The sequence below is a fragment of the Occallatibacter sp. genome (genome assembly GCF_036502485.1).
Taxonomy (GTDB): domain Bacteria; phylum Acidobacteriota; class Terriglobia; order Terriglobales; family Acidobacteriaceae; genus Telmatobacter.
The window spans coordinates 1-19,232 of record NZ_DASXYM010000087.1; the positions used below are offsets into that span (position 1 = coordinate 1).

The window sequence follows — 19,232 nt, forward strand, 5'->3', positions numbered from 1 at the left end:
CGCAGTCAGACGAGTTTGGGTACGACGCGTGGCGCACGGCGAGCAACTGGAGCGTGGACTGGTCGTGGTGGCGGAAGGAGCCTTCGGAGCAGCAGTTGAGCGATCGCATCCAGGCGTTTTTTGAAGGGCAGGGAATCGACCGATACGGGCCGGTGTACACCCTGGATGGGAAGGACCTGGGCGCGACGAAGGGTCTGACGCACGAGGATCATCCTGCCGGCCTGGTGGGAACCAACGCGGTGGCGAGCCTGGCGGCGACAGACAAGGCGCGAGCGCGCAAGTTCGTCGACGCGCTGTGGAACACGCCGGTGCCCAGCGGCAATGGGCGCTACTACGACGGCATGCTGTACGTGATGAGCCTGATGCACGTGAGCGGGGAATTCCGCATCTGGGGGCCGAAGTAGGTCGCGCGATGTTTGCTCAGATCAGCGACTGTCGGAGTTGTTTATATGCGTTGAGCAGGATGGATGAGTCGACGCCTACGGCAATGAGGTCGAAGCCCTCAGCAGCATAGGGGCGCGCTTTCTCCGCGGTGGCTGCGAAGATGCCGCAGGGTTTTCCGGCTGTGCTGCAGAGCCGGCGAACGTTTGCAATGGCTTCGGCGACCTGCGGCGCGTCGATCTGGCCGGGTATGCCGAATGAGCCGCTGAGATCGTAGGGGCCGAGGAGTACAGCGTCCACGGCATCGTGAGCAATGATCTCGCGCGCGTTGCGGACTCCGGCGACGGTCTCGATCTGAACTACGATGGAATAGCTTTTCTTTTCGAGGTAGTCCTGAAACGTGGACCCATAGCCCTGAGCGCGGGCGATGCCTACGCTACGCCGGCCCCTGGGCGGGTAGAGCGCGGCTTCCGCGATGGCGTTCACGTCTTCAGGCGTGGAGACTGCGGGGAGGATGATGGCGTCGGCTCCGATTTCAAGGTAGCGCTTGATGGCGGTGGGGGAGAAGTCGGGCAGGCGCACGAAGACTGCCGGGCCGCCGGCGCATAGTCCACAAGCAACGGCTGCGCTGTTCTCGTTGAACTGGCCATGCTCCGCGTCGATCCAAAGCCAGTCCCACGCTGCCAGGCGGGCCACCTCGATAATGGTGGGATTGTCTGTGGTAAGAAGAGTGCCGACGCGGGGCCTTCGCTCGCGCGCCCATAGGTTCAGATCCATTGATGCGCCTTTGCTGGATTGCCTTTGCACCCCATTGTAGCCAACTGTGGATCTGGGCCGGCGAAGCGGGGGCGGGGTGGAGGGCTGTTGCGCACGAAGATAGTGCTTTCCCAGGTGGACGGGGCTGACGTAGAGTGATCCCGGCGCGGAGGAGGATTTCGCGTATTCATCGGGAGGATCCATGCGCAGATTACGATTTTGGGCTCCAGTGAGCCTCTGCCTGGCCGCGTCCGCTGTTCTGCTCGTTGCGCAGGCGGACCGCAAGCCGGGTCTTTATGAGATGACTTCAGAGATGACGTGGCAGCAATCGCCTTTTCCGGCGGGCATGCCAATGCCGGCCAACTCGCCGTTTGGCGGCGCTCCGCACACATCGCAGGTGTGCGTGACGCAGCAGATGATCGACCGCTACGGCGGCCCGCTTCCGCAATCGCGGGGGGAGTGCCAGGTGAAGAACATGAACAAGACAGCCACGGGAATGACCGCCGATTATGTCTGCACCGGCCACATGAACGGCTCAGGCAAGATGGAAGCGAGGTGGACCGCGGCGGGGCAGTCGCACAGCAAGGTCCACTTCACAGGCACCATGCAATTGGGCCAGAGGCCGGCGCCGATTGAGTGGACGATCGACTCTACGTCGACTTATAAGGGTGCGGACTGCGGGAGCGTGATGCCCACGCCGCTTCCACCAAACTAAGGCAGGCCCGGCGAGAGCGCGCATGAGCGACCAGGTGGCTGCGCGCTCTCGCATCGCAGCACAGGCTGAGGCGGAAAGTAGCTTAAGTTACTTCTGTGAGATGGCGTCTAATCTTGAGAAATAGATTGAATTAAGTGTAGTTATACTCTGTGGTCTCAGTTGCATAACGTCATAAGGACCCCTGCGCGGTGCCTGGTTATCGTTCCTTGAGTAATATGACTTGGTTACTTTGAGGTCTGGACTTTAGTTCCGAATTTCGCCAGAGTGTTGCTTGCATGCGCGAGACTTGTAAAGCGCGATGGACTCCTTGCGTGCAGTCGGAATGGTCTCGAGATATAGAGATTAGATAGAGGATGTCAGGTCCTTCGCGGGAACACGGGATGGGAACGGCGTGAGCAGTTCCCGCCTCCATGTGCATAGGTTTGGGTACGAGGCAACGCGGTGGAGGTCTGGTGATTCGAGTCTTGCTTCACGCGAGAAAGAGTCTTCCTGCGGAGACGCTCTGGGCTGCGATGAAAGCGCAAACGGGCCTGGAGCCGGTTGCGATGACGGACACTGAGGAGCGCCTGCTGGGGGAGATGGAGCGCACGCGGCCTGACACGGTATTACTGATGCCGGAAGTGTCGGAAGCTGGATTGTGCGATTGCGCGATCGTAGGCAGGATTCGAGCAGCGGCCCCCGCGGCCAGCATCATTGTCCTGTATGAGCGGCGAAGCCGCGCGGCCGTGGTGACGGCGTTTCAACAGGGTGCGAAGGGCGTTTTCTCCATTCACGATTCGTCGCTCGAGGACTTGGGCAAGTGCATTGAGCACGTACACCGGGGCCACGTATGGGCAAGTTGGGGAGACATGGAGTGGATTGTGCAGGGCTCCGATCAGAGCGCCGCAGCCGCGGGCAAGTTTCTGGATGCGCGCGGAAATCAGCTGCTTAGCCATCGAGAGGAGGAGGTAGTTTCCCTTCTGATGGCGGGCCTGCCGAACCGGGAAATTGCCCAGGCGCTCAACCTGAGTGAGCATACCGTGAAGAACTATTTATTCCGGATTTACGACAAGCTGGGTATGTCGAGCCGAACGGAACTTCTGGTGAAGGCTATGGGCGCGGGGAAAGCGCCAGCCAAAATCGCGAAAGAATAACATGGCGAAGATCTCCGCAGCAGAGATTTCATAGATATAGATAGCATCAGAGAACGCGGTGCGGGCGTGAAAACCGGGGCAAACAGGCGGCCTCGACCCTAGCAAGGCAAAGCCGGGCTCGCCGAGGTCCCCCGATCTGGAGACCGGCCCTAGTTTCAAGGCAATTCCAATGCAAACGCGGGTTGCCAAGCGCGTCAGCCTTGCATTGTGCCGGCCATCCTTCTTACCCACATCATCCCTCAGCGCAGTGATCCTCAAGCGAGCCGAACTCGATTGGTGCAAGTTGTTGTGTGTCAACTTCGAAGCGGCCGGGCTGTGGTTCAGTAGAGCATACCGTTTGATGCGGTGGGGGCTGAAGTGCAGACGCCCTGCATCCGCACCGAGATATATGTTGTCAGGAGTCAGACATGAAGGGCAAAGTACTAGCTTTCAGTTTTGCAGCAGCCATGCTGAGTGGGTCGCTGTGGGCAAGCGATGCGAAGAGTCCATCGAGTGCGCTAACCGCGGCGGAGATTGCAGACAGGAACTTCGCTGCGCGGGGCGGTGTTCAGGCGTGGCACGCGGTGCAGAGCCTGTCTGAGTCGGGCCGGCTGACTGCGGGAGGAGATCAGCGTGGCACTGCACAGTTGCCGGAGGCTCCCGGAACAAAGAAGCCGGTGAACCTGAAGGCCATAACCGCCCAGGGGCGGTTGAAGGAAGAGGCGCAACTGCCCTTCACGCTCAAGATGGAGCGGGGTCGCAAGTCGCGTTACGAGATACAGTTCGCCGGCAAGACCGCGATCCAGGTTTATAACGGCAGCCAGGGCTGGAAGCTTCGCCCTTTTTTGAATCGTGTGCAGGTTGAGCCTTATACCGCCGAGGAACTTAAGAGCGCAGCACTGCAGCCCGATCTGGACGGGCCGCTGATGAATTACACAGAGAAGGGAACACGCATTGAATTAGATGGGCAGGAGAAGGTTGAAGGGCGCGACACTTACAAACTGAAGCTGACTGCGCGCGACAACCACGTGACGCATGTGTGGATTGATGCGCAGACTTATCTTGAAGCCAAAATTGACGGACAGCCTAGAAGGATGGACGGGAAGGAGCACGAGGTCGAGATCTATTTTCGCGATTATCGCGATGTAAATGGACTGAAGCTTCCGTTCCTCATGGAGACGCATGTGCTGCCCCTTGCGCCGGAGAAGGGCCAGAAGCGGTCTGCCGCGAGTTACAGCGCGGAGAAGATCTTCATTGAGAGGGCAGTAGTGAATCCAACGCTGAACGATAAGGAATTCGAGAAGCCGACCATGCAGGCTGCTGCAGTTCATCCTTAAATTCCCAGGGTGTGCGTAGGCCGAGTAAACCGGGTTTATTGCAGTGAGATGACCTACGAAGGACACCAGTATGCAGTATGAAGAATTGAATTCGCCCTCCGACAGCGAACTTGAGGCGCCAGGGACGCAGCAGGAGCACATGGATTGCGCCACGCTGGACATGGTGAGTGCCCTGCCGAACTCTCCGCACATTGGGTTCGCCACGGGGAGTGAGGACAGGCTCTTGACCTTCTCGCAATACATCCAGGCGTATTTCCTGCCAGAGCACATCGCAACCAAGTCGAATCCGGGCCGGAGGCATTATTACGCGATTCTGAAACACGTAATGAGCCCGCTTGAAGTGGATCATCTGCTGGGTTCGGGGGAGCCACGGACGCGATCGAAGCTGACGGAAGATCCGGCGTGGCCTTATCTGGGCCGGGTGGAATTGCAGGAGATCTCACCGGAAGATGTGCGCAAGCTGATTGAAGCTGCGACGCAACGGGGATATTCGCCGCAAACTGTCAGGCACATCCGCAACGTGGTGCGATCGGTATTCGGGCACGCGATTCGGCGTGGACTCTTCACGGGCGAAAATCCGGCGGCTGCAGTGAGCATTCCGGAGAACGGCCGCGGAGAGTTGCACGTGCTCACGCTGGCGCAGACTCTCCAGGTGCTGGAGCGGATGCGTTACCCGGAGCGCGAGGTGGCGCTGATGGCGATTTTGACCAGCATGACCATCTCAGAAATTTGCGGTTTGCAGTGGAAGAATGTGAACCTCGCAGATCATCCTTTGACACGCGAAGGTCTCCTGATTCCTGCGCGGCACATCGCCGTCCGCGCGCAGCGCTATCGTGGAGAGCTTGCGCCGGTGCCGCGCTCGCGAAGGAAGTTCCTCCCGATTCCCCCGCTGCTGCACCGGGTGTTGCGCAATCTGGCGACAAAGTCGCATGGAGGCTGGCAGGACTTTGTGTTGACCACGAGGTCGGGCCGTCCCATCAACCAGATCAACCTGGCAGTGCGGCGTTTGAAGAGGGTTGGGCAGCAGGTGAGCATGCCATGGATCTCGTGGCAAGTGTTCCGGCGCACGCGCCTGAGCATCCTTCACGAGTACGAGTCGCGTGTGCAGGACCAGTTATCACGCGTGATCTTCCCCACCACCATGCCGATTCGTTCGCAGCCCATCGACCCCAAAGATATGCCCTGAGTGAAGACGCCGCTCAGAGCAGATATCTTCTCAGCAGATGCAGGACCAGTTATCACGCGTGACCTTCCCCGCCACCATGCCGATTCGTTCGCAGGCCATCGACCCCAAAGATAAGCGCTGAGTGAAGACGCCACTCTCAGATCTTCTTCTCAGCAGACTGACGCCTGTGGACGCCTTCGCATTCGTGCGATGGATATCCGCGATGACCGCAATCGCGGGAGCTCAGGGATTGGTGGAGAGAATGGGAGGGTTGGAGAGGGGCATGCCAGGTGCGCCGTAGTAGGGCGTATCGGCTGCCCATTTAGGTAACGTGGGATCGGTGGCGGGGTCGTAGACGAATTCCCACTCATCATAATTCGACTTGGTCTTGTACACGATGATGGATGCCATGGCCTTGCCGGGTCTTACCCCGATCATGGGTCCTCCTCCAAAGGGCGAATCAGGGGAACCCTGCTGCGTGTTGCCCTCGGAATCACCGGCGCCGGTAGAAAACGAGTCGAAGGCCGAAGCCGGGGGAGTTCCAAGAATGCTGTTCCTCGCCTGGTCGCCTGCAGACACGGGGATAGCGTTTCCGCCATTAAGAACAGTGCCGAAAAATCCCATAGTCAGGGGAGCCTTGTTCTGTCCCTGCAGCACCGGCGTCCAGTCATCGGAGCGTGTGAGCGGATCTTGATAGCGCCTGCGGAGGAAGCGGAGCCCACTGGTTCCTTCCAACTCGTCGAGGCTGCCGGGATAGTGATGGAAGCGCCGGTAGTAGAGCTGCAAAGCGCGCACGTATTGCTGGCCGCGATGTATGGTTTCCACTTCCTGGTCGCGGCGAATATCTTCGCGCATTTTGGGTACGGCCACGGAGATGAGAATCATGAAGACGGCGAGAAGGATGACTACACCGGCCAGGATGTACCCCTGTTCCTGTTCTCTCATCGGTGAGGCCGGGCAGTTGCGGTTCATGCGACTCTACCGCGCGCCGGCCGCGATCACACGCTGGCTGTGGTTCGATACAAGGTCAGTGAGTTGCGCGTTGCCTGACTGAATGGAGCCCACGCGGAAGCGGTGGAAAATGATGTCTCCGGAGCGGGCGACGGAGATGTCGTCGCCACGCATGAACAGGCCATTCATATTGCCGCTTCCACTCTCGGCGAAGCCGGCATATTTCACATCGATTGTCGGCTCGGCTTTGGCTACGGCCGTGACCACGGGCGGCGCGACAGGGGACGCGGGGCGCGGCGGAGCGGCAGGTGCTTCAATGGCCACCGGCGGGCCGCCAAACAGATTGTGCCCATCACCGCTGTAGTCCATGCGTTCGGCGCGTGCCAGGCGATCGAACTGAAGGTGAAAGCTGGACGGAAGCGCGGATGAGGGACCTCTTCTTGCTGAGGAGTGCTGGGTTGCGCTTACGTCGAGGCGCGGCCGTACTGGCTGCGAGGGACTTGCAGAGGGCCCACTGAAATCCCAGATGGCGAGGCCGATGACAACGGCAAACAGACCGCCGGCCAGGATGGCTTGCCGTTTCTTTTTGTCGGCGGGCATCATGCTACTTCCCTCCCATGGTGGAAATGGCGGCAGGATTGACGGCTGGGAGCGACGGCTTGCCTGAAGAGACGAGCGGGTCTGTAGCGGCCTGGGCGCGAAGCCATGTGGAGATGCGGACCTGCAGAGTGACCTGTCCGCCCTGCTGACCTGTGAACGAAAGCGCGCGGACGACAAAAAATACCCGATCGCGCTCCACGCCGTTCACAAAGCGGACCAGCTGCGCGTAGTCCCCGGCGACGCCGACTTCCATGGAAACTTCCGACAGGTCGGCGCCCGGCTTTCCCTGAACGTAAGATACGCGCGAGAGACTTACGCCGGAGCGAATCGCGATCTCTCCCAGGCTGCCCACAATCTGCGAATAGGTGGCGGGAACACGTTCGGAATAGAAGCCCGCAATGGAGTTGCGCGTATCGCCGATGTCTTTGCGCAGTCCGCGCAACGGGCTTGCCTCATTCGAAATGGCTTGCAGGCCCGCGCTCTTGGCGCCGAGGGCCCTGTGGTGTTCGGAAGCGTCCAGCAGGTAACCAAAAGAAAGCTCAAGACAGAGCGCGACCAAGAGGATGCCGAGAGCAGTGACGCCCGCCGCATACCATGAGACCTTCGCACCATAACGGTGACGCACATCAGAGAACGAAAGCTTTTTCATCGCGCACCTGCCGGGGCAAGCGCGGTTGCGGGAACCGCGGTTGCGGTCAGTCGCTCTGTCGCAGCTTTGCGGGTTTCAGGACTCGCGGGCACAGAGGATGCTGTGTCGCGGTCGGCCGGCGCGGGACTCGCAGGCAGCAGGGGCGAGGAAGCGTCTTCATCGTAGCCTGCTTCGATGTCGAACTCTTCGACGCTGGACGCGGATAAGGCGAGTGCGCGCTGATTCGGACGGGCGTCATTGTTGTGTGCCGTTTCGGCAGTCACATGGGGCAGAGTGAAGTTCTTCGATAACTCGATTCCGTGCATCAGGTCAATGACCTTCTCGCGAGGGCCGATGACGTGCATGCGGATTTCGATGGCTCCGTCTTTACCGCGCACTGGTTGTATGGTGGCTAGCTGAACCTCAGGAGGCACCAGGCCTTCAAACTGCTTCATGAGCAGAGTCCACGAAAAGGACTTCTCGTCGAAGAGGCTGTTGAGTGCAACTGCGCGGTTAGAGACGCTGACGCTTTCCGGCATCTCGAGCAGTTTGCGGCTGGCGCTCAATTCTTCTGATTCGCGGGCGATTGCGGTGTCTAGCCGGCGCTCTTCGAACTGCAGAGCCTTTTTCTGAGAATGCGCATATACGAGCAGGCCCACGGCGCAGAGCGTAAGCGCTCCGAGGCTGATGGCGACAATGCGCAGCCTCCGGATGAGCGGCTCCACATCCAAAAACGGCGCGGAGGAGAGATTGATCGTAATCTGCATGCGCACCTCACAAGCAGCGGTTAAAGCTGTGACGACTATTGCGCACGCGGCACAGCAGCGGGCGGCGCAGTGGGTTGAGGCTGGGCTTTCGGTTCCTGCGCCGCGGGCTGAGCGCCCGTGGTCGCAACGTCGGTGTGGCCTTGCTGAGCACGATATTTGACCGTCGAGGGCGAGCCCAGGTCGACCATTCTCAGGTCATCATCAGTGACGGGGCTGGAGCGAATGATGTGCGGGATGATAGCGAATACAACTTCGCTTTCCTGCCGCTGCTTCGACTCCTGGCCGAAGAGATATTTCAGAATGGGAATTTTGGTGAGGATGGGCCAGCCGCTCATCGACTTGGATTCGCTTTCCTGAAGGATGCCGCCGATCAGGTTCACCTCGCCGTCAGCCAGGCGCGCTTCGTGGTCGATGCGCCTCTGCCCGATGGTTGGCTGGGTCACGCCGGAGATGGTCGTCTCACCGGTAACGGAGGAGATCTCAAGAGCCATTTTGAGCGTGACCTCGTTGTCCGCATGGACGTGGGGAGTGATGTCGATGTTGACGCCGACATCGATGTATTGAAACTGGGTGTTGACGCCCTGGGTGAGGCCGCTCTGGAAGGAGCCGGTGGCGATGGGAATGCGATCACCAATTTTAAGACTGGCCTTCTGATCATCCATCACACGCATCTGCGGACGTTGGATCACCTTGGTAGTGGCATCGGTTGCGAGCGCGGTGAAGGTGGCGCTTCCGACCGAAACGGTGATGTCACCGGCGCCCAGATTGGCAAGCGACTGAAGACTGAAACCGGATCCCGAGCCGGAGCCAGAACCTGAACCGGAGTCGCTGCCGGAGGTGGGTTGATTGAGGGCGGCGCTGTAGGTTGTGGGCAGGATCGTGCCGAAGGTGCGCAACTTGTTGCGGCTAACCTCCATCACAAGAACCTCAATGATGACCTCGGCGCTGGGCTTATCGATGTCAGTCAAGAGCTTCTGAGCGAAGATCATTTGATCAGGCGTGCCGCGCAGGGTCAGGGAGCGCACCTCAGGTGTTACCTGAACGTGTGTGATATCGAGAATGCCCTTCAGCGTTGCGGCCGCGGCCTGCAGCTGCTCAGGCGAAGCCACGTTGCGCAGATAGAACGTCTTCATGACGCTCTGGTCAAGATCCTTGTGCTTGGCACTCGTGTCCGCAGTGACCAGTATTGTGTTGGCCGAGAGAGGACGCCAGAAGCTCTTGGACTGGATCGCGAGCATGTCCAGAGCGTCGTGGAGGGTTACATCCTTGAGCTCGAACGTAAGCTTCTGCGGCTTGTAGTCAGGATCGATGAGCACATTGAGCCCGCCGAGCTTGCCGATGGTTCTGTAAAGCACGTCGGCCGTGGTGGTCATCTGGATGGAGACGGGAATGTCGGACTTGTACTTCAATTCGATCGGGCCGGCCGCATTGCCGGCGGAATGCTTGAGTTTCGCTTCTTCATCTTTCAGTTTTGGGGTCCCAAGCTGATCGCGCTTTTGCCTTTCATATTCGTCGCTTACGCGCTTCGCCCAGCCCAGCGCCTCGAAGTTGGAGGGGTCAATCTGCGTGGCAACGCGGAAGTCGTCGAGAGCTGCCTGCAGGTTGCCCTCGTCATAGTGGCGATGGCCGGAGGCGATGTGTTCTCCGGCCGCCTCGGAGCGGAGGCGCAGGTAGGCGAGCATGTAGAGCGGTTCGCCGGGCTTGAGCTCATGTGCTCTCTTGAATGCCTGGTAGGCGGCGTCCATCTGTTTCTTTTTTTCTGCGCGCTGGCCAAGCTTGTAGTCGGAGGATGCACTCTCCGCCGCAAATGAGACTGATACAGCACAGGCAAGTACGACCAATCCGGCAATTCGTGCTGTCATTCGATAGGCTCGCATTCGACAAGTTACCCGTAAGCAGACATTCTAGGGAGCCGGCGAGGGGCGGACCTTGCTGGGGCGCAAATGGACCGCCGATTCACGCGGATAAGGCTGCGGCAGAATCACCTAAGGCGAAAGATGCAGGCAGGCCTGCCTGGTCCGGGAAAGGACCGGGCCTGCTATGCCGCAATGGTGGGTTGACGGGGCTATCGGGGAGTTTACGCGCTACTCTATCCGGCCGCAGAATCAGTCAGCATCAGGATGGTTCTCAAGAAAGGCAGTGTTGCACACAACCACTGCTTCACGCCGGGCAAGAACGATTCCTTCTTCATCCCATTTGGAGAGGATTCTGCTGATCGTGAACAGCGTTGTGCCCACGAGCTGGGCCAGCTCTGCGCGCGAGAGCTGCACCTGGATGCCGGCCTGGTGAGGCCTTCCAACTTGCCTGGACAAACGCAGCAGAGCCATTGCCAGACGCTTGGCGACGCGCTCTGTGGCGATTTCGCGGAAGCGCTCTTGCAGTTCTTCGAGGCGCGCGAACAGGATGGAGTTCATGTTGGCGCGAATGCGCGGGAACTGGTCGAGGAAGACCTGAAAGCGCTCGTACTCCCACACCACCGCGCAAACCTTTTCCATGGCCTGCGCTGAACACGTATAGCGACACTTGCCTTCCACGGGATCTAGCATGAACCCGATCGGCTCGCGTTCTCCCGTCATCCATAGAATGACTTCTTCGCCGCCCGAACTGAGCTGGGTAAGTTTGACGGTGCCGGACTGAATGAGCATCAACCGGTGTCCGGTTTGCCCCTGCATGAACAGGAAGTCATGCCGATCAAAGATGCGGACGGAAGCGCTTGTTGCGATGCGCATGCAGTCTGAGGAGGAAAGACCGGCGAACAGCGATGAACCGGTCAAGAGGCTACCGCGGTCGCCGATGCCGCGGTCTTGAATGCAGGCGAGAGGAACGCGAAGCGGTCGCGCCGCAGCCGATAGATTTTCCATATGGACCCCCGGAACAGATAGAAGCTAAGGCATTAAAGAGAGGCAATCTAGGCTGCCGAAATCTTGCTGAGCGCAGCAGTCACACAGCGAGTTGCGAAACAACAAACTGCAAAGTAAGACAAACTGATAGGAAGCTTCACGATTTAGCAATGGCGCGTGCTTGCTTGTCAAGAGGAGTTTTCAACGAAGTTGCTAAAAGTGCTGTTCAACCTCTCCCGGGTTGTGGAAAGTAGCCCCACAGGCTTGCTGATATGAGAACAGCGTCTCTATCCATATAGAGAAGGCAGGCCTACAAATACCGCAGTTGTTGCAAATCCGCAAAGAGCTGCAGATTTATTGCTTTCCGGCAAGCACCCTTAAGCGAAGGGAAAGAATTGCTTGCACGATCAAGTGGAAATTCATGATGGAGCATTTACCGCGATTGCTGGGGAGCAAATTATCACTTTGTGCACTCATGTTAGAACCACAATGCGTAAGTCTCAAGCAAGCATGCCGAAGCAGACAATCATTTCTACCCGGGAGTAACGCCAGGTGGTAATGCAACTAAAGCGCCATTTGCGCAGAAGGTCATCGAGTATGAAGGGCATTTATATCTTTCTCTTCGCCGCCGGGCTGTGCGCGGGCGGAGTTGCCGGGTACAGGATGAAGCAGGACGCTCCACCTACGCAGACGCGGCAAATCCTCTACTACCAGGACCCGATGCATCCGGCTTATCGCTCCCAGAAGCCCGGCACCGCCCCCGATTGCGGCATGGATCTGGTTCCGGTGTATGCGGATGAAGCTGGTGCTGCGGCGAGGGTAGACAACGCGATCACAATCAGCGCTGCGCGCCAGAGACAATTCGGGATTCAAACGGTGCCCGCGAGTGTTGACGCAGGCACTACATCCATTCGCTTGTTTGCGCGGGTGCAGGCCGACGAAACCCGCGTGTTCAAGCTTGATTTCGGCACCGATGGGTATGTGAAGGAGACACACGACGATGCGGCGGGCTCAAGGGTAACAAAGAATCAGCGCCTGGCAACCGTTTACTCTCCGGAAATTCTGAGCGTGGCCGGTGGATACCTGTCTGCCAACGAACGCGCGTCCGGGTCTTCCTCGATGACGAAAGAGGCGGCGTCCTCGGCCGCGCAAGGCGCAGCCACAGCAGGTGCGCGTGCTGACCGGCTGCGCAACCTGGGCATGAGCGATGCGCAGATTGAGGAGATCAGCCAGACGCGTAAGCTTCCTGAGGATGCTTATGTCGTCTCTCCAGTGGACGGTTTCATCCTGTCGCGCAACGTAGCGCCGGGCATGCGCTTTGAGCGTCACATGGAGCTTTACAGGGTGGCAGATATCAGCCGTGTGTGGGTGGAGGCTGAGGCCTTCGGCCAGCAGGCGGAGGCTGTGCAGGTGGGGCAAAAGGGCCGCGTGCTGATACCCGGCTCCACGCATTCAATGGATGGTGTGGTGGTGGGTGTATTGCCCGAAGTTGATCCGAACACGCGCGCCGTCAAGATTCGGCTGAGAGTCGACAACCCAGGTTTCAAGTTACGTCCGGGTGAGTTCGTAACCGCGGAGCTTACTACCAGTGTGCCCCGCGGAGTTACCGTTCCGGTGGATGCTGTAATTGACTCCGGTTCGACACAACGCGTGTTTGTGCGCGCAGATGATTCTCACTTCGTTCCGCGGGTAGTTCGAACCGGAGCACAGATCGGCGATCGCATTCAGGTGGTAAGCGGACTCGAAGCAGGTGAAGCCGTGGTGCTGTCCAGCACGTTTCTGGTGGACTCGGAAGCTCGACTCCGCAGTCCGGAATCGAGCCGCTAGAAATATCTTGCAGGGGTCCTTGTCAGCCCTTCGGAGGAAGCTTTGATAGAGCGGGTTATTGAATACGCAGTGCGAAACAAGGTAGCTGTGATCCTGGCTGCCTGCCTGGGGGTGGCAGCCGGATGGTACGCCCTGGTGCACTCTCGCGTGGATGCACTGCCGGACCTTGGGGATACGCAAGTTATTATCTACACCCGCTGGGACCGCAGTCCTGACCTGGTCGAGACGCAGGTTACTTATCCGCTGGTGACGTCGCTGGTGGGAGCGCCGCATGTAAAGAGCGTAAGGGGAGTCTCGGACTTCGGCGCTTCGTACGTTTATGTGATCTTCGACGACAGCTCTGACCAGTATTTTGCACGAGCGCGCACACTCGAATACCTGGCCGGCGTGGAAGAGCGCCTTCCCGAAGGCGCCAAACCGGTGCTGAGCCCGGATGCCAACAGCCTGGGGTGGATCTTCCAGTATGTGCTGATCGACACGACCGGTCGCCGCACCCTTGCAGATATACGGAGTTACCAGGACTGGCGCTTGCGCTATCAACTGAAAACGGTGCCCGGGGTGGCCGATGTTGCCACGGTGGGCGGATACACGCGTCAATTTCAGGTGAACGTAGACCCGGATCGCATGCGTGGATATGGTGTCACCCTGAATCAGGTTGTTGACGCGGTGCGCGAAGGCAATCAAGCCTCAAGCGCGCGGATGCTTGACTTTGGCGGTACAGAGTACATGATCCGCACGTCAGGTTATGCCGGCAGCCTGAAAGACTTTGGGGAGATCGCAGTTACTAACTCGGGTGATGGAAACCCGGTTCTCATTAAGAATATCGGCGAGGTGGTGGAGGGTCCGGAGTTGCGGCGCGGCGTAGCGGACTGGGATGGAAAAGGAGAAGCAGTTTCAGGCATCGTGGTAATGCGCACCGGAGAGAATGCTCTGGACGTGGTTGACCGCGTGCAGCATCGGCTCCACGAAATTCAGGCGACGCTCCCTGAAGGCATGAAGGTGGAGGTGGTATACGATCGGTCGCAAGTGATCGAGCGGACCATCCAAAGCACGCGCGAGACGATCATTGGCGTGCTCGTAACGATTGCTCTGATCGTCATCATTTTCCTCTGGCACTTCCCAAGCGCGTGCATTCCGCTGATCACCATGCCGGTGGCGGTGCTGGTGGCGGTGATTCCGATGAGATATCTGGGCGTCAACCTTAACGTGATGTCTCTGGCTGGCTTCACGATTGCGTTTGGCGAACTGATTGACGCATCGATCGTGGTGGCCGAGCAGGTTCACAAATCGCTCGAACGGTGGGAGCGCGAGGGCCGCAGGCGGCGCATGGCCGACGTGGTGTTGCAGGCCGTTAAGCAGGTGGCGCCGGCAACATTCTTTGCCCTCCTCGTGATTGCGGTATCGTTCATTCCGATACTCACGCTGGAAGGACAGGAAGGGCGCCTGTTCAAGCCGCTGGTTTATACAAAGACGCTTGCCATGCTGGTGGCAGCGCTGATGGTGATCACGCTCGACCCCGCCCTGCGCCTTCTGATCGCGGAGAAGGAACACTTCACATTCAGGCCAGCCTGGCTTTGCCGGACAATGAATGCTCTGTTCTTCGGGACCATCCGGCCGGAAGAAGAAAATCCGCTGAGCCGCGCTCTGATGCGCCTCTACGAGCGAGTTCTGGGTTGGACTCTGCGAAACAAGGGGTCGGTATTCGCGGGTGCGGCGCTGCTGGTTGTCATCACGGTCCCCGTGGCTATATCGCTGGGCTCCGAATTTCTTCCCTCCATGGATGAAGGCGCAATTCTGTATATGCCGACGTCGATGCCAGGGATTTCGGTTTCCCAGGCAAGCAGCGTACTGCAGGCGAGCGACGCGATCCTGGCTCAATTTCCCGAGGTTGACCATGTGCTGGGGAAAGCAGGCCGAGCCGATACGGCAAGCGATCCAGCTCCGTTGTCCATGTTGGAGACCCTCATTACTCTGAAGCCACGCTCCGAGTGGCGCCGCATTGACACATGGTATAGCTCGTGGTCCCCGGAGTGGCTTAAGTCGGTGCTGCGACATGTTACGCCAGATACCATCTCGCAAGACGAATTGATCAAGCAGATGGATCATGCCCTTGCTATCCCGGGCTTCTCGAATTCCTGGACGATGCCCATCCGGGGCAGGCTGGAGATGCTGAATACCGGGATCCGAACCCCTGTGGGCCTGAAGATCTTCGGTGGCGATCCCGCCAAGCTCGATGCGATTGGGCAGGAGGTGACCGCGAAACTGCGTGGGGTGAAGGGTACGCGCGCGGTATATGCGGAACGAACTAACCAGGGCTACTTCCTGGATGTGATCTGGCGCCGCGAGGAACTGGCCCGGTATGGGGTGAGCGTGCAGCAGGCCGAGCGCATTCTGAGCAGCGCCGTTGGTGGAGACGATGTAAGCACCTATGTCAGCGGACGAGAACGCTACCCGATCAATGTTCGTTATATGCGGGACTTCCGAAGCACGCGGGATGCGCTGCAGCACTTGCTGATTCCCACCGCGGGAGGTCATAACGCGGAGCTTGGCGAGCTTGCGGACATAAAAGCCGCAAACGGTCCGTCCATGATCCGCGACGAGAACGGCATGCTGGCTGGTTATGTTTACGTGGATCTGGAGGGCGTAAGCGTGGGAGACTACGTGGCTGATGCAAGCAAGGCGCTGCAACAGGTCAAGCTGCCGGAAGGCTATTCGACCGAATGGGGAGGCCAGGGCCAGGCGATGCTGCGCGTGAAGCAGCGCCTGATGATTATCGTTCCTGTTACTCTCGCCATGATTGTGTTGCTGCTCTTGCTGAATACGAAGTCGCTGACCAAGACCATGATCGTGTTTCTGGCGGTGCCCTTCTCGAGCATTGGGGCAGTGTGGTCCATCTATATTTGCCACTACAACATGAGCATTGCGGTGTGGGTCGGCTTGTTGGCATTGCTCAGTATCGATGCCGAAACCGGTGTCTTCATGCTTTTCTATCTTGATCTGGCGTTCAAGGAGGCTACGCAGGAAGGGCGGCTGAAGAACTGGGCCAACTTGCGCGGCGTGGTGATGTATGGAGCAGCCAGGCGTTTGCGACCTAAGTTCATGACGTTCGCTACAACCTGCCTGGGCCTGCTTCCAGTCATGTGGTCAGTGGGAACCGGATCAGAGTTGATGAAGCGCATTGCCGCTCCCATGATAGGCGGGATCTTTACTTCGTTCCTTTTGGAACTTCTGGTCTATCCCTCGATTTACGAGATATGGAGACGGCGCACGGTTCCGGAGGGCTGGCAAGAGGTAGCGGAGCATGAGCAGGCCGAACAGGCGCCCGTGCTGGTATGAACGCAAGGCGCAGCCGATAAGTACTCGGCATTGGAGGCGTAGGTGAGATTGCACATTGTTGGCGTTCTGGTGATTGCGGCGGCGCTTCCGTTCTCGGTCCATTCACAGCAGCCGACACCCGCGAGCGCGGAAGCGCCGGACAGCGGTGTGCAACAGGAGGCACCGGCGGCGCACGCAGTGGCTCCTCCCAAGGTCTCATGCACTGGCAACACGCTTTCTGTCTCGGCGAATTACTCGGCGCTCGGCGCGATCCTGAGCGCAATCCAGAAATGTACTGGAGTGCAGTTCGACGCGCCGGAGACGGCCAAATCTTCTCTCGTCTTCGATGAGATTGGGCCGGGTCCGAGCAACGATGTACTCGCGGCCCTGCTGACGGCTTCAGGATTCGACTACATTATTGGTGCTTCCGCGGCCGACCCGGAGAAGATCGAAAAGATCGTTTTGCTCACCAGGGCCGAAGAAAAGGATAAGGGAACTCCGGACATGAGAGGCGCACCGGCCGGCAGGCGAGCGTTTGCGCAAATGCGGGAGGCAGCGCGACCTCATACGCCGGAAGAACAGTCTGCCGCGGTAGCAGATCTCGAAAGGGGCAATGCGGACGCGGGAAGCGCGGCGCAAACTGACCGTGGAGAAACTGAAGCGACGCCCGCGACCAGGAAGGTTGACGACTCCAAGGCGAAGCCCCCGGGCGATGGCACAACGGCCGAAGGGCAGGCCCCTCAGGCCCAGCAGCCCGGCCAGGAGCCAGCTACTCAAGCAAAAGCGAATCCCGACGGAACTCCGGCGAACGCCGAGCCTCCGGCCTCTTCGCCGACTCCGCCTGCGCCCGATACGGCGAACACGGGCAGACAACAATCCCCTACAGAAGATCGCATCGCAAATATGCAAACGCTGTTCGAGCAGCGGCGGCAGATGATCCAGCAACAACAGCAACACCCCACGCCGCCGTAGTCGTCAGGATTGCAGGAAACAACCGCACGTAAGCCGCGAGAGGCATTTGCCCGACGGGGTTCACATACAGCAGATGAGCGTGTTCGCTTTTGTGCTGGAGCAAAGAAGTTATATCTATCTGATTGATCCCCTATCTTCTGGCAGCTCGATCACCGAGACGTGCAGGAGCAGAGGGCTTCCTCATCCAGCATTGCGCCATCGACTTATGCTGTCGCTCGTGAGCTGATCCCAAGGCCCACCTCACCCTTATTGTTTCCTGGCGGGCGCCACCCGAGTTGAACAGCAGCGTCATTATTCTGCGCGCCGGCGTTGTGCGCCTCTGTTGATCAGCGGGTCTTCGGAATTGATTTATCTGCAGCAGCGCGTTCCCGAGCCACCCCGAGCCATGTTAGCCAACGAAATCCGGCAAGCATTCACTAAAATGACCCCTCTACCGGGGCGTGTGGCGTTTTTCCAATCTACTTGCGCAGTGGCAAACAGAAAAAAGGCGATAACGACGATGTTGTGAAGGATGGCGGTGGTACGAGCAGTCAAACGTACCCCGCCGGGTATGGAGGTCGAGAGCATGTTTAACAGAAGCGCGGGCGCAGTCCTCTCCTTCACGATCTTGTTTTTGGGCGTACTCGTGCGGTCTGATGCCCAATCATTCATGGTCCAGTGTCCGACGAGCACAATCACGCACCCGAATGCGGGTAACACAGAACCGGACTATACGTCTCCGACGACGTTGCGCCTATGTACCCCAAATGCGTTGATTCCGGGAACAAGCACAATGTGTCCTGCAAGCGGAACCGTGGGCGCTTTCATGGTGCCTGACACCACCAAGCCCGTGAACGGAACGATCAAGTGCCAGCAGATCTCCGGCGGCGATGGTTACGCCACCATGGCGGACGGTACGCAAACGTACATGTTCTCCTTCGGCCCGCTCTCCGGCCTGGCCAACATCGCAGCCGGCCTGCCTGGAACGGTGACCACGGACGTGTTCAACACGCCGTTCTCCATGGCAGCGGGGACATATCTGTCACCCGGCGACCCCGCAACGACCGTCAACAATGGCGGCGCGTTCAGCTACAACGGCGCGGTCGGAATCATGCCTGACATCGACAACAATAACCTTATCGATGGCCACGTGGATCCGCGCGAGCTGATGGATGTGGGCGTGATGAACGGCAACATCCCCGCCCCGTTGATGGCCATTGATGAGGACGATGAGTTCTTCCTCACGCTCAGCAACGTGGGCATGATCATGCGTCCGGATCTGTTCGAACAGCACACCGTCCACTTCCACGGTTATCCCAACGCCTCAAGCTTCTATGACGGCGTGCCGGATGCATCCGTGGCGGTCAACATCGGCGGCAGTATGACGTACTACTACCTGGCGCCCGATGCCGGCACTTACTTCTTCCATTGCCATATCACGCCGCCTGAGCACTTGCAGATGGGCATGGTGGGCCAGCTCTATGTGCGTCCCCGCCAGGATCGTGTTCCGCAGGGCAACAGCCTGCGCTCTGCGCTCATAGCGCAGCAAGGCGATCTGCGCACTGCCTGCAACTCAAGCGACATCCTCTGCTCGAATCCGGTTCCTCCGGCGAACGGCGTGGCTCACGGGATCAATAAGAGCGGTTCCCCGATGTTATTCACCTACAACGATGGGGATGGCTCGACCGCGTACGACGTGGAATACCCGATCCAGATCCACGGCTTCGATCCCAACTTCCACTTTGTCGGCATGACCTTCAACCCTGAGGGATTCGCTGACATGAAGGATAAGTACTTCCTTCTGAATGGCCGCAGCTATCCCGACACGGTGACCGCGGGGCCGATGCAGACCCAGACCGCCGATGGCGCTTCGCACTTCTCGCAGCC

Annotated in this window: 16 protein-coding genes; 9 read left to right on the forward strand and 7 right to left on the reverse strand. The window is 59.0% G+C overall.

From position 1 onward, the window contains the following. Positions 1-404, forward strand: a 404-nt coding sequence (locus VGL22_RS12335) for a hypothetical protein (RefSeq protein ID WP_465267232.1), incomplete at its 5' end; no start/stop codon positions are given. Between the two features lie 16 nt (positions 405-420). Here VGL22_RS12335 and VGL22_RS12340 read toward each other — a convergent pair. Then, entirely contained in the window at positions 421-1,158 is a 738-nt protein-coding gene (locus VGL22_RS12340; protein ID WP_465267233.1) for an HpcH/HpaI aldolase family protein, read from the reverse strand. A 181-nt stretch (positions 1,159-1,339) separates the two neighbouring features. Here VGL22_RS12340 and VGL22_RS12345 point away from each other — a divergent pair, with 181 nt between their 5' ends. From VGL22_RS12345 to VGL22_RS12360, 4 genes are all read left to right on the forward strand, one after another. Next, the gene (locus tag VGL22_RS12345; protein WP_465267234.1) at positions 1,340-1,852 is read left to right on the forward strand and encodes a DUF3617 domain-containing protein; all 513 of its coding nucleotides are present in this window, start codon (positions 1,340-1,342) and stop codon (positions 1,850-1,852) included. Between the two features lie 512 nt (positions 1,853-2,364). Next, the gene (locus VGL22_RS12350; protein ID WP_465267235.1) at positions 2,365-2,985 is read left to right on the forward strand and encodes a helix-turn-helix transcriptional regulator; all 621 of its coding nucleotides are present in this window, start codon (positions 2,365-2,367) and stop codon (positions 2,983-2,985) included. 407 nt (positions 2,986-3,392) lie between these two features. Continuing rightward, complete coding sequence (locus tag VGL22_RS12355; protein ID WP_465267236.1) at positions 3,393-4,301, forward strand: hypothetical protein; 909 nt, start codon at positions 3,393-3,395, stop codon at positions 4,299-4,301. A 70-nt stretch (positions 4,302-4,371) separates the two neighbouring features. Then, positions 4,372-5,487, forward strand: a complete 1,116-nt coding sequence (locus tag VGL22_RS12360; RefSeq protein ID WP_465267237.1) for a tyrosine-type recombinase/integrase — start codon at positions 4,372-4,374, stop codon at positions 5,485-5,487. A 222-nt stretch (positions 5,488-5,709) separates the two neighbouring features. Here VGL22_RS12360 and VGL22_RS12365 read toward each other — a convergent pair whose 3' ends face one another. The 6 genes from VGL22_RS12365 to VGL22_RS12390 form a co-directional block, all read right to left on the reverse strand. Then, positions 5,710-6,438: a hypothetical protein gene (locus tag VGL22_RS12365; protein WP_465267238.1), complete on the reverse strand. Its 729-nt coding sequence runs from the start codon at positions 6,436-6,438 to the stop codon at positions 5,710-5,712. Between the two features lie 6 nt (positions 6,439-6,444). Next, positions 6,445-7,020, reverse strand: coding sequence for a hypothetical protein (locus VGL22_RS12370; protein ID WP_465267239.1), 576 nt, complete (start codon positions 7,018-7,020; stop codon positions 6,445-6,447). A 1-nt stretch (position 7,021) separates the two neighbouring features. After that, positions 7,022-7,666: a hypothetical protein gene (locus VGL22_RS12375; RefSeq protein ID WP_465267240.1), complete on the reverse strand. Its 645-nt coding sequence runs from the start codon at positions 7,664-7,666 to the stop codon at positions 7,022-7,024. After that, the gene (locus VGL22_RS12380) at positions 7,663-8,412 is read right to left on the reverse strand and encodes a hypothetical protein (RefSeq protein WP_465267241.1); all 750 of its coding nucleotides are present in this window, start codon (positions 8,410-8,412) and stop codon (positions 7,663-7,665) included. The genes VGL22_RS12375 and VGL22_RS12380 overlap by 4 nt, the downstream gene beginning before the upstream one ends. Positions 8,413-8,447: 35 nt before the next feature. Continuing rightward, positions 8,448-10,274 (reverse strand): hypothetical protein, encoded by a 1,827-nt coding sequence (locus VGL22_RS12385; RefSeq protein ID WP_465267242.1) that lies wholly within the window; start codon positions 10,272-10,274, stop codon positions 8,448-8,450. A 243-nt stretch (positions 10,275-10,517) separates the two neighbouring features. Then, positions 10,518-11,141, reverse strand: coding sequence for a Crp/Fnr family transcriptional regulator (locus VGL22_RS12390; protein ID WP_465267243.1), 624 nt, complete (start codon positions 11,139-11,141; stop codon positions 10,518-10,520). 708 nt (positions 11,142-11,849) lie between these two features. Here VGL22_RS12390 and VGL22_RS12395 point away from each other — a divergent pair. The 4 genes from VGL22_RS12395 to VGL22_RS12410 form a co-directional block, all read left to right on the forward strand. Then, positions 11,850-13,079, forward strand: a complete 1,230-nt coding sequence (locus tag VGL22_RS12395; RefSeq protein ID WP_465267244.1) for an efflux RND transporter periplasmic adaptor subunit — start codon at positions 11,850-11,852, stop codon at positions 13,077-13,079. A gap of 42 nt (positions 13,080-13,121) precedes the next feature. Next, positions 13,122-16,415 (forward strand): efflux RND transporter permease subunit, encoded by a 3,294-nt coding sequence (locus VGL22_RS12400; RefSeq protein ID WP_465267245.1) that lies wholly within the window; start codon positions 13,122-13,124, stop codon positions 16,413-16,415. Positions 16,416-16,457: 42 nt separating this feature from the next. Beyond that, positions 16,458-17,366 carry a hypothetical protein gene (locus VGL22_RS12405; protein ID WP_465267246.1) on the forward strand — a complete coding sequence of 303 codons (909 nt, stop codon included), beginning with the start codon at positions 16,458-16,460 and terminating at the stop codon, positions 17,364-17,366. A 772-nt stretch (positions 17,367-18,138) separates the two neighbouring features. Then, positions 18,139-19,232, forward strand: a 1,094-nt coding sequence (locus tag VGL22_RS12410) for a multicopper oxidase domain-containing protein (RefSeq protein ID WP_465267247.1), incomplete at its 3' end; no start/stop codon positions are given.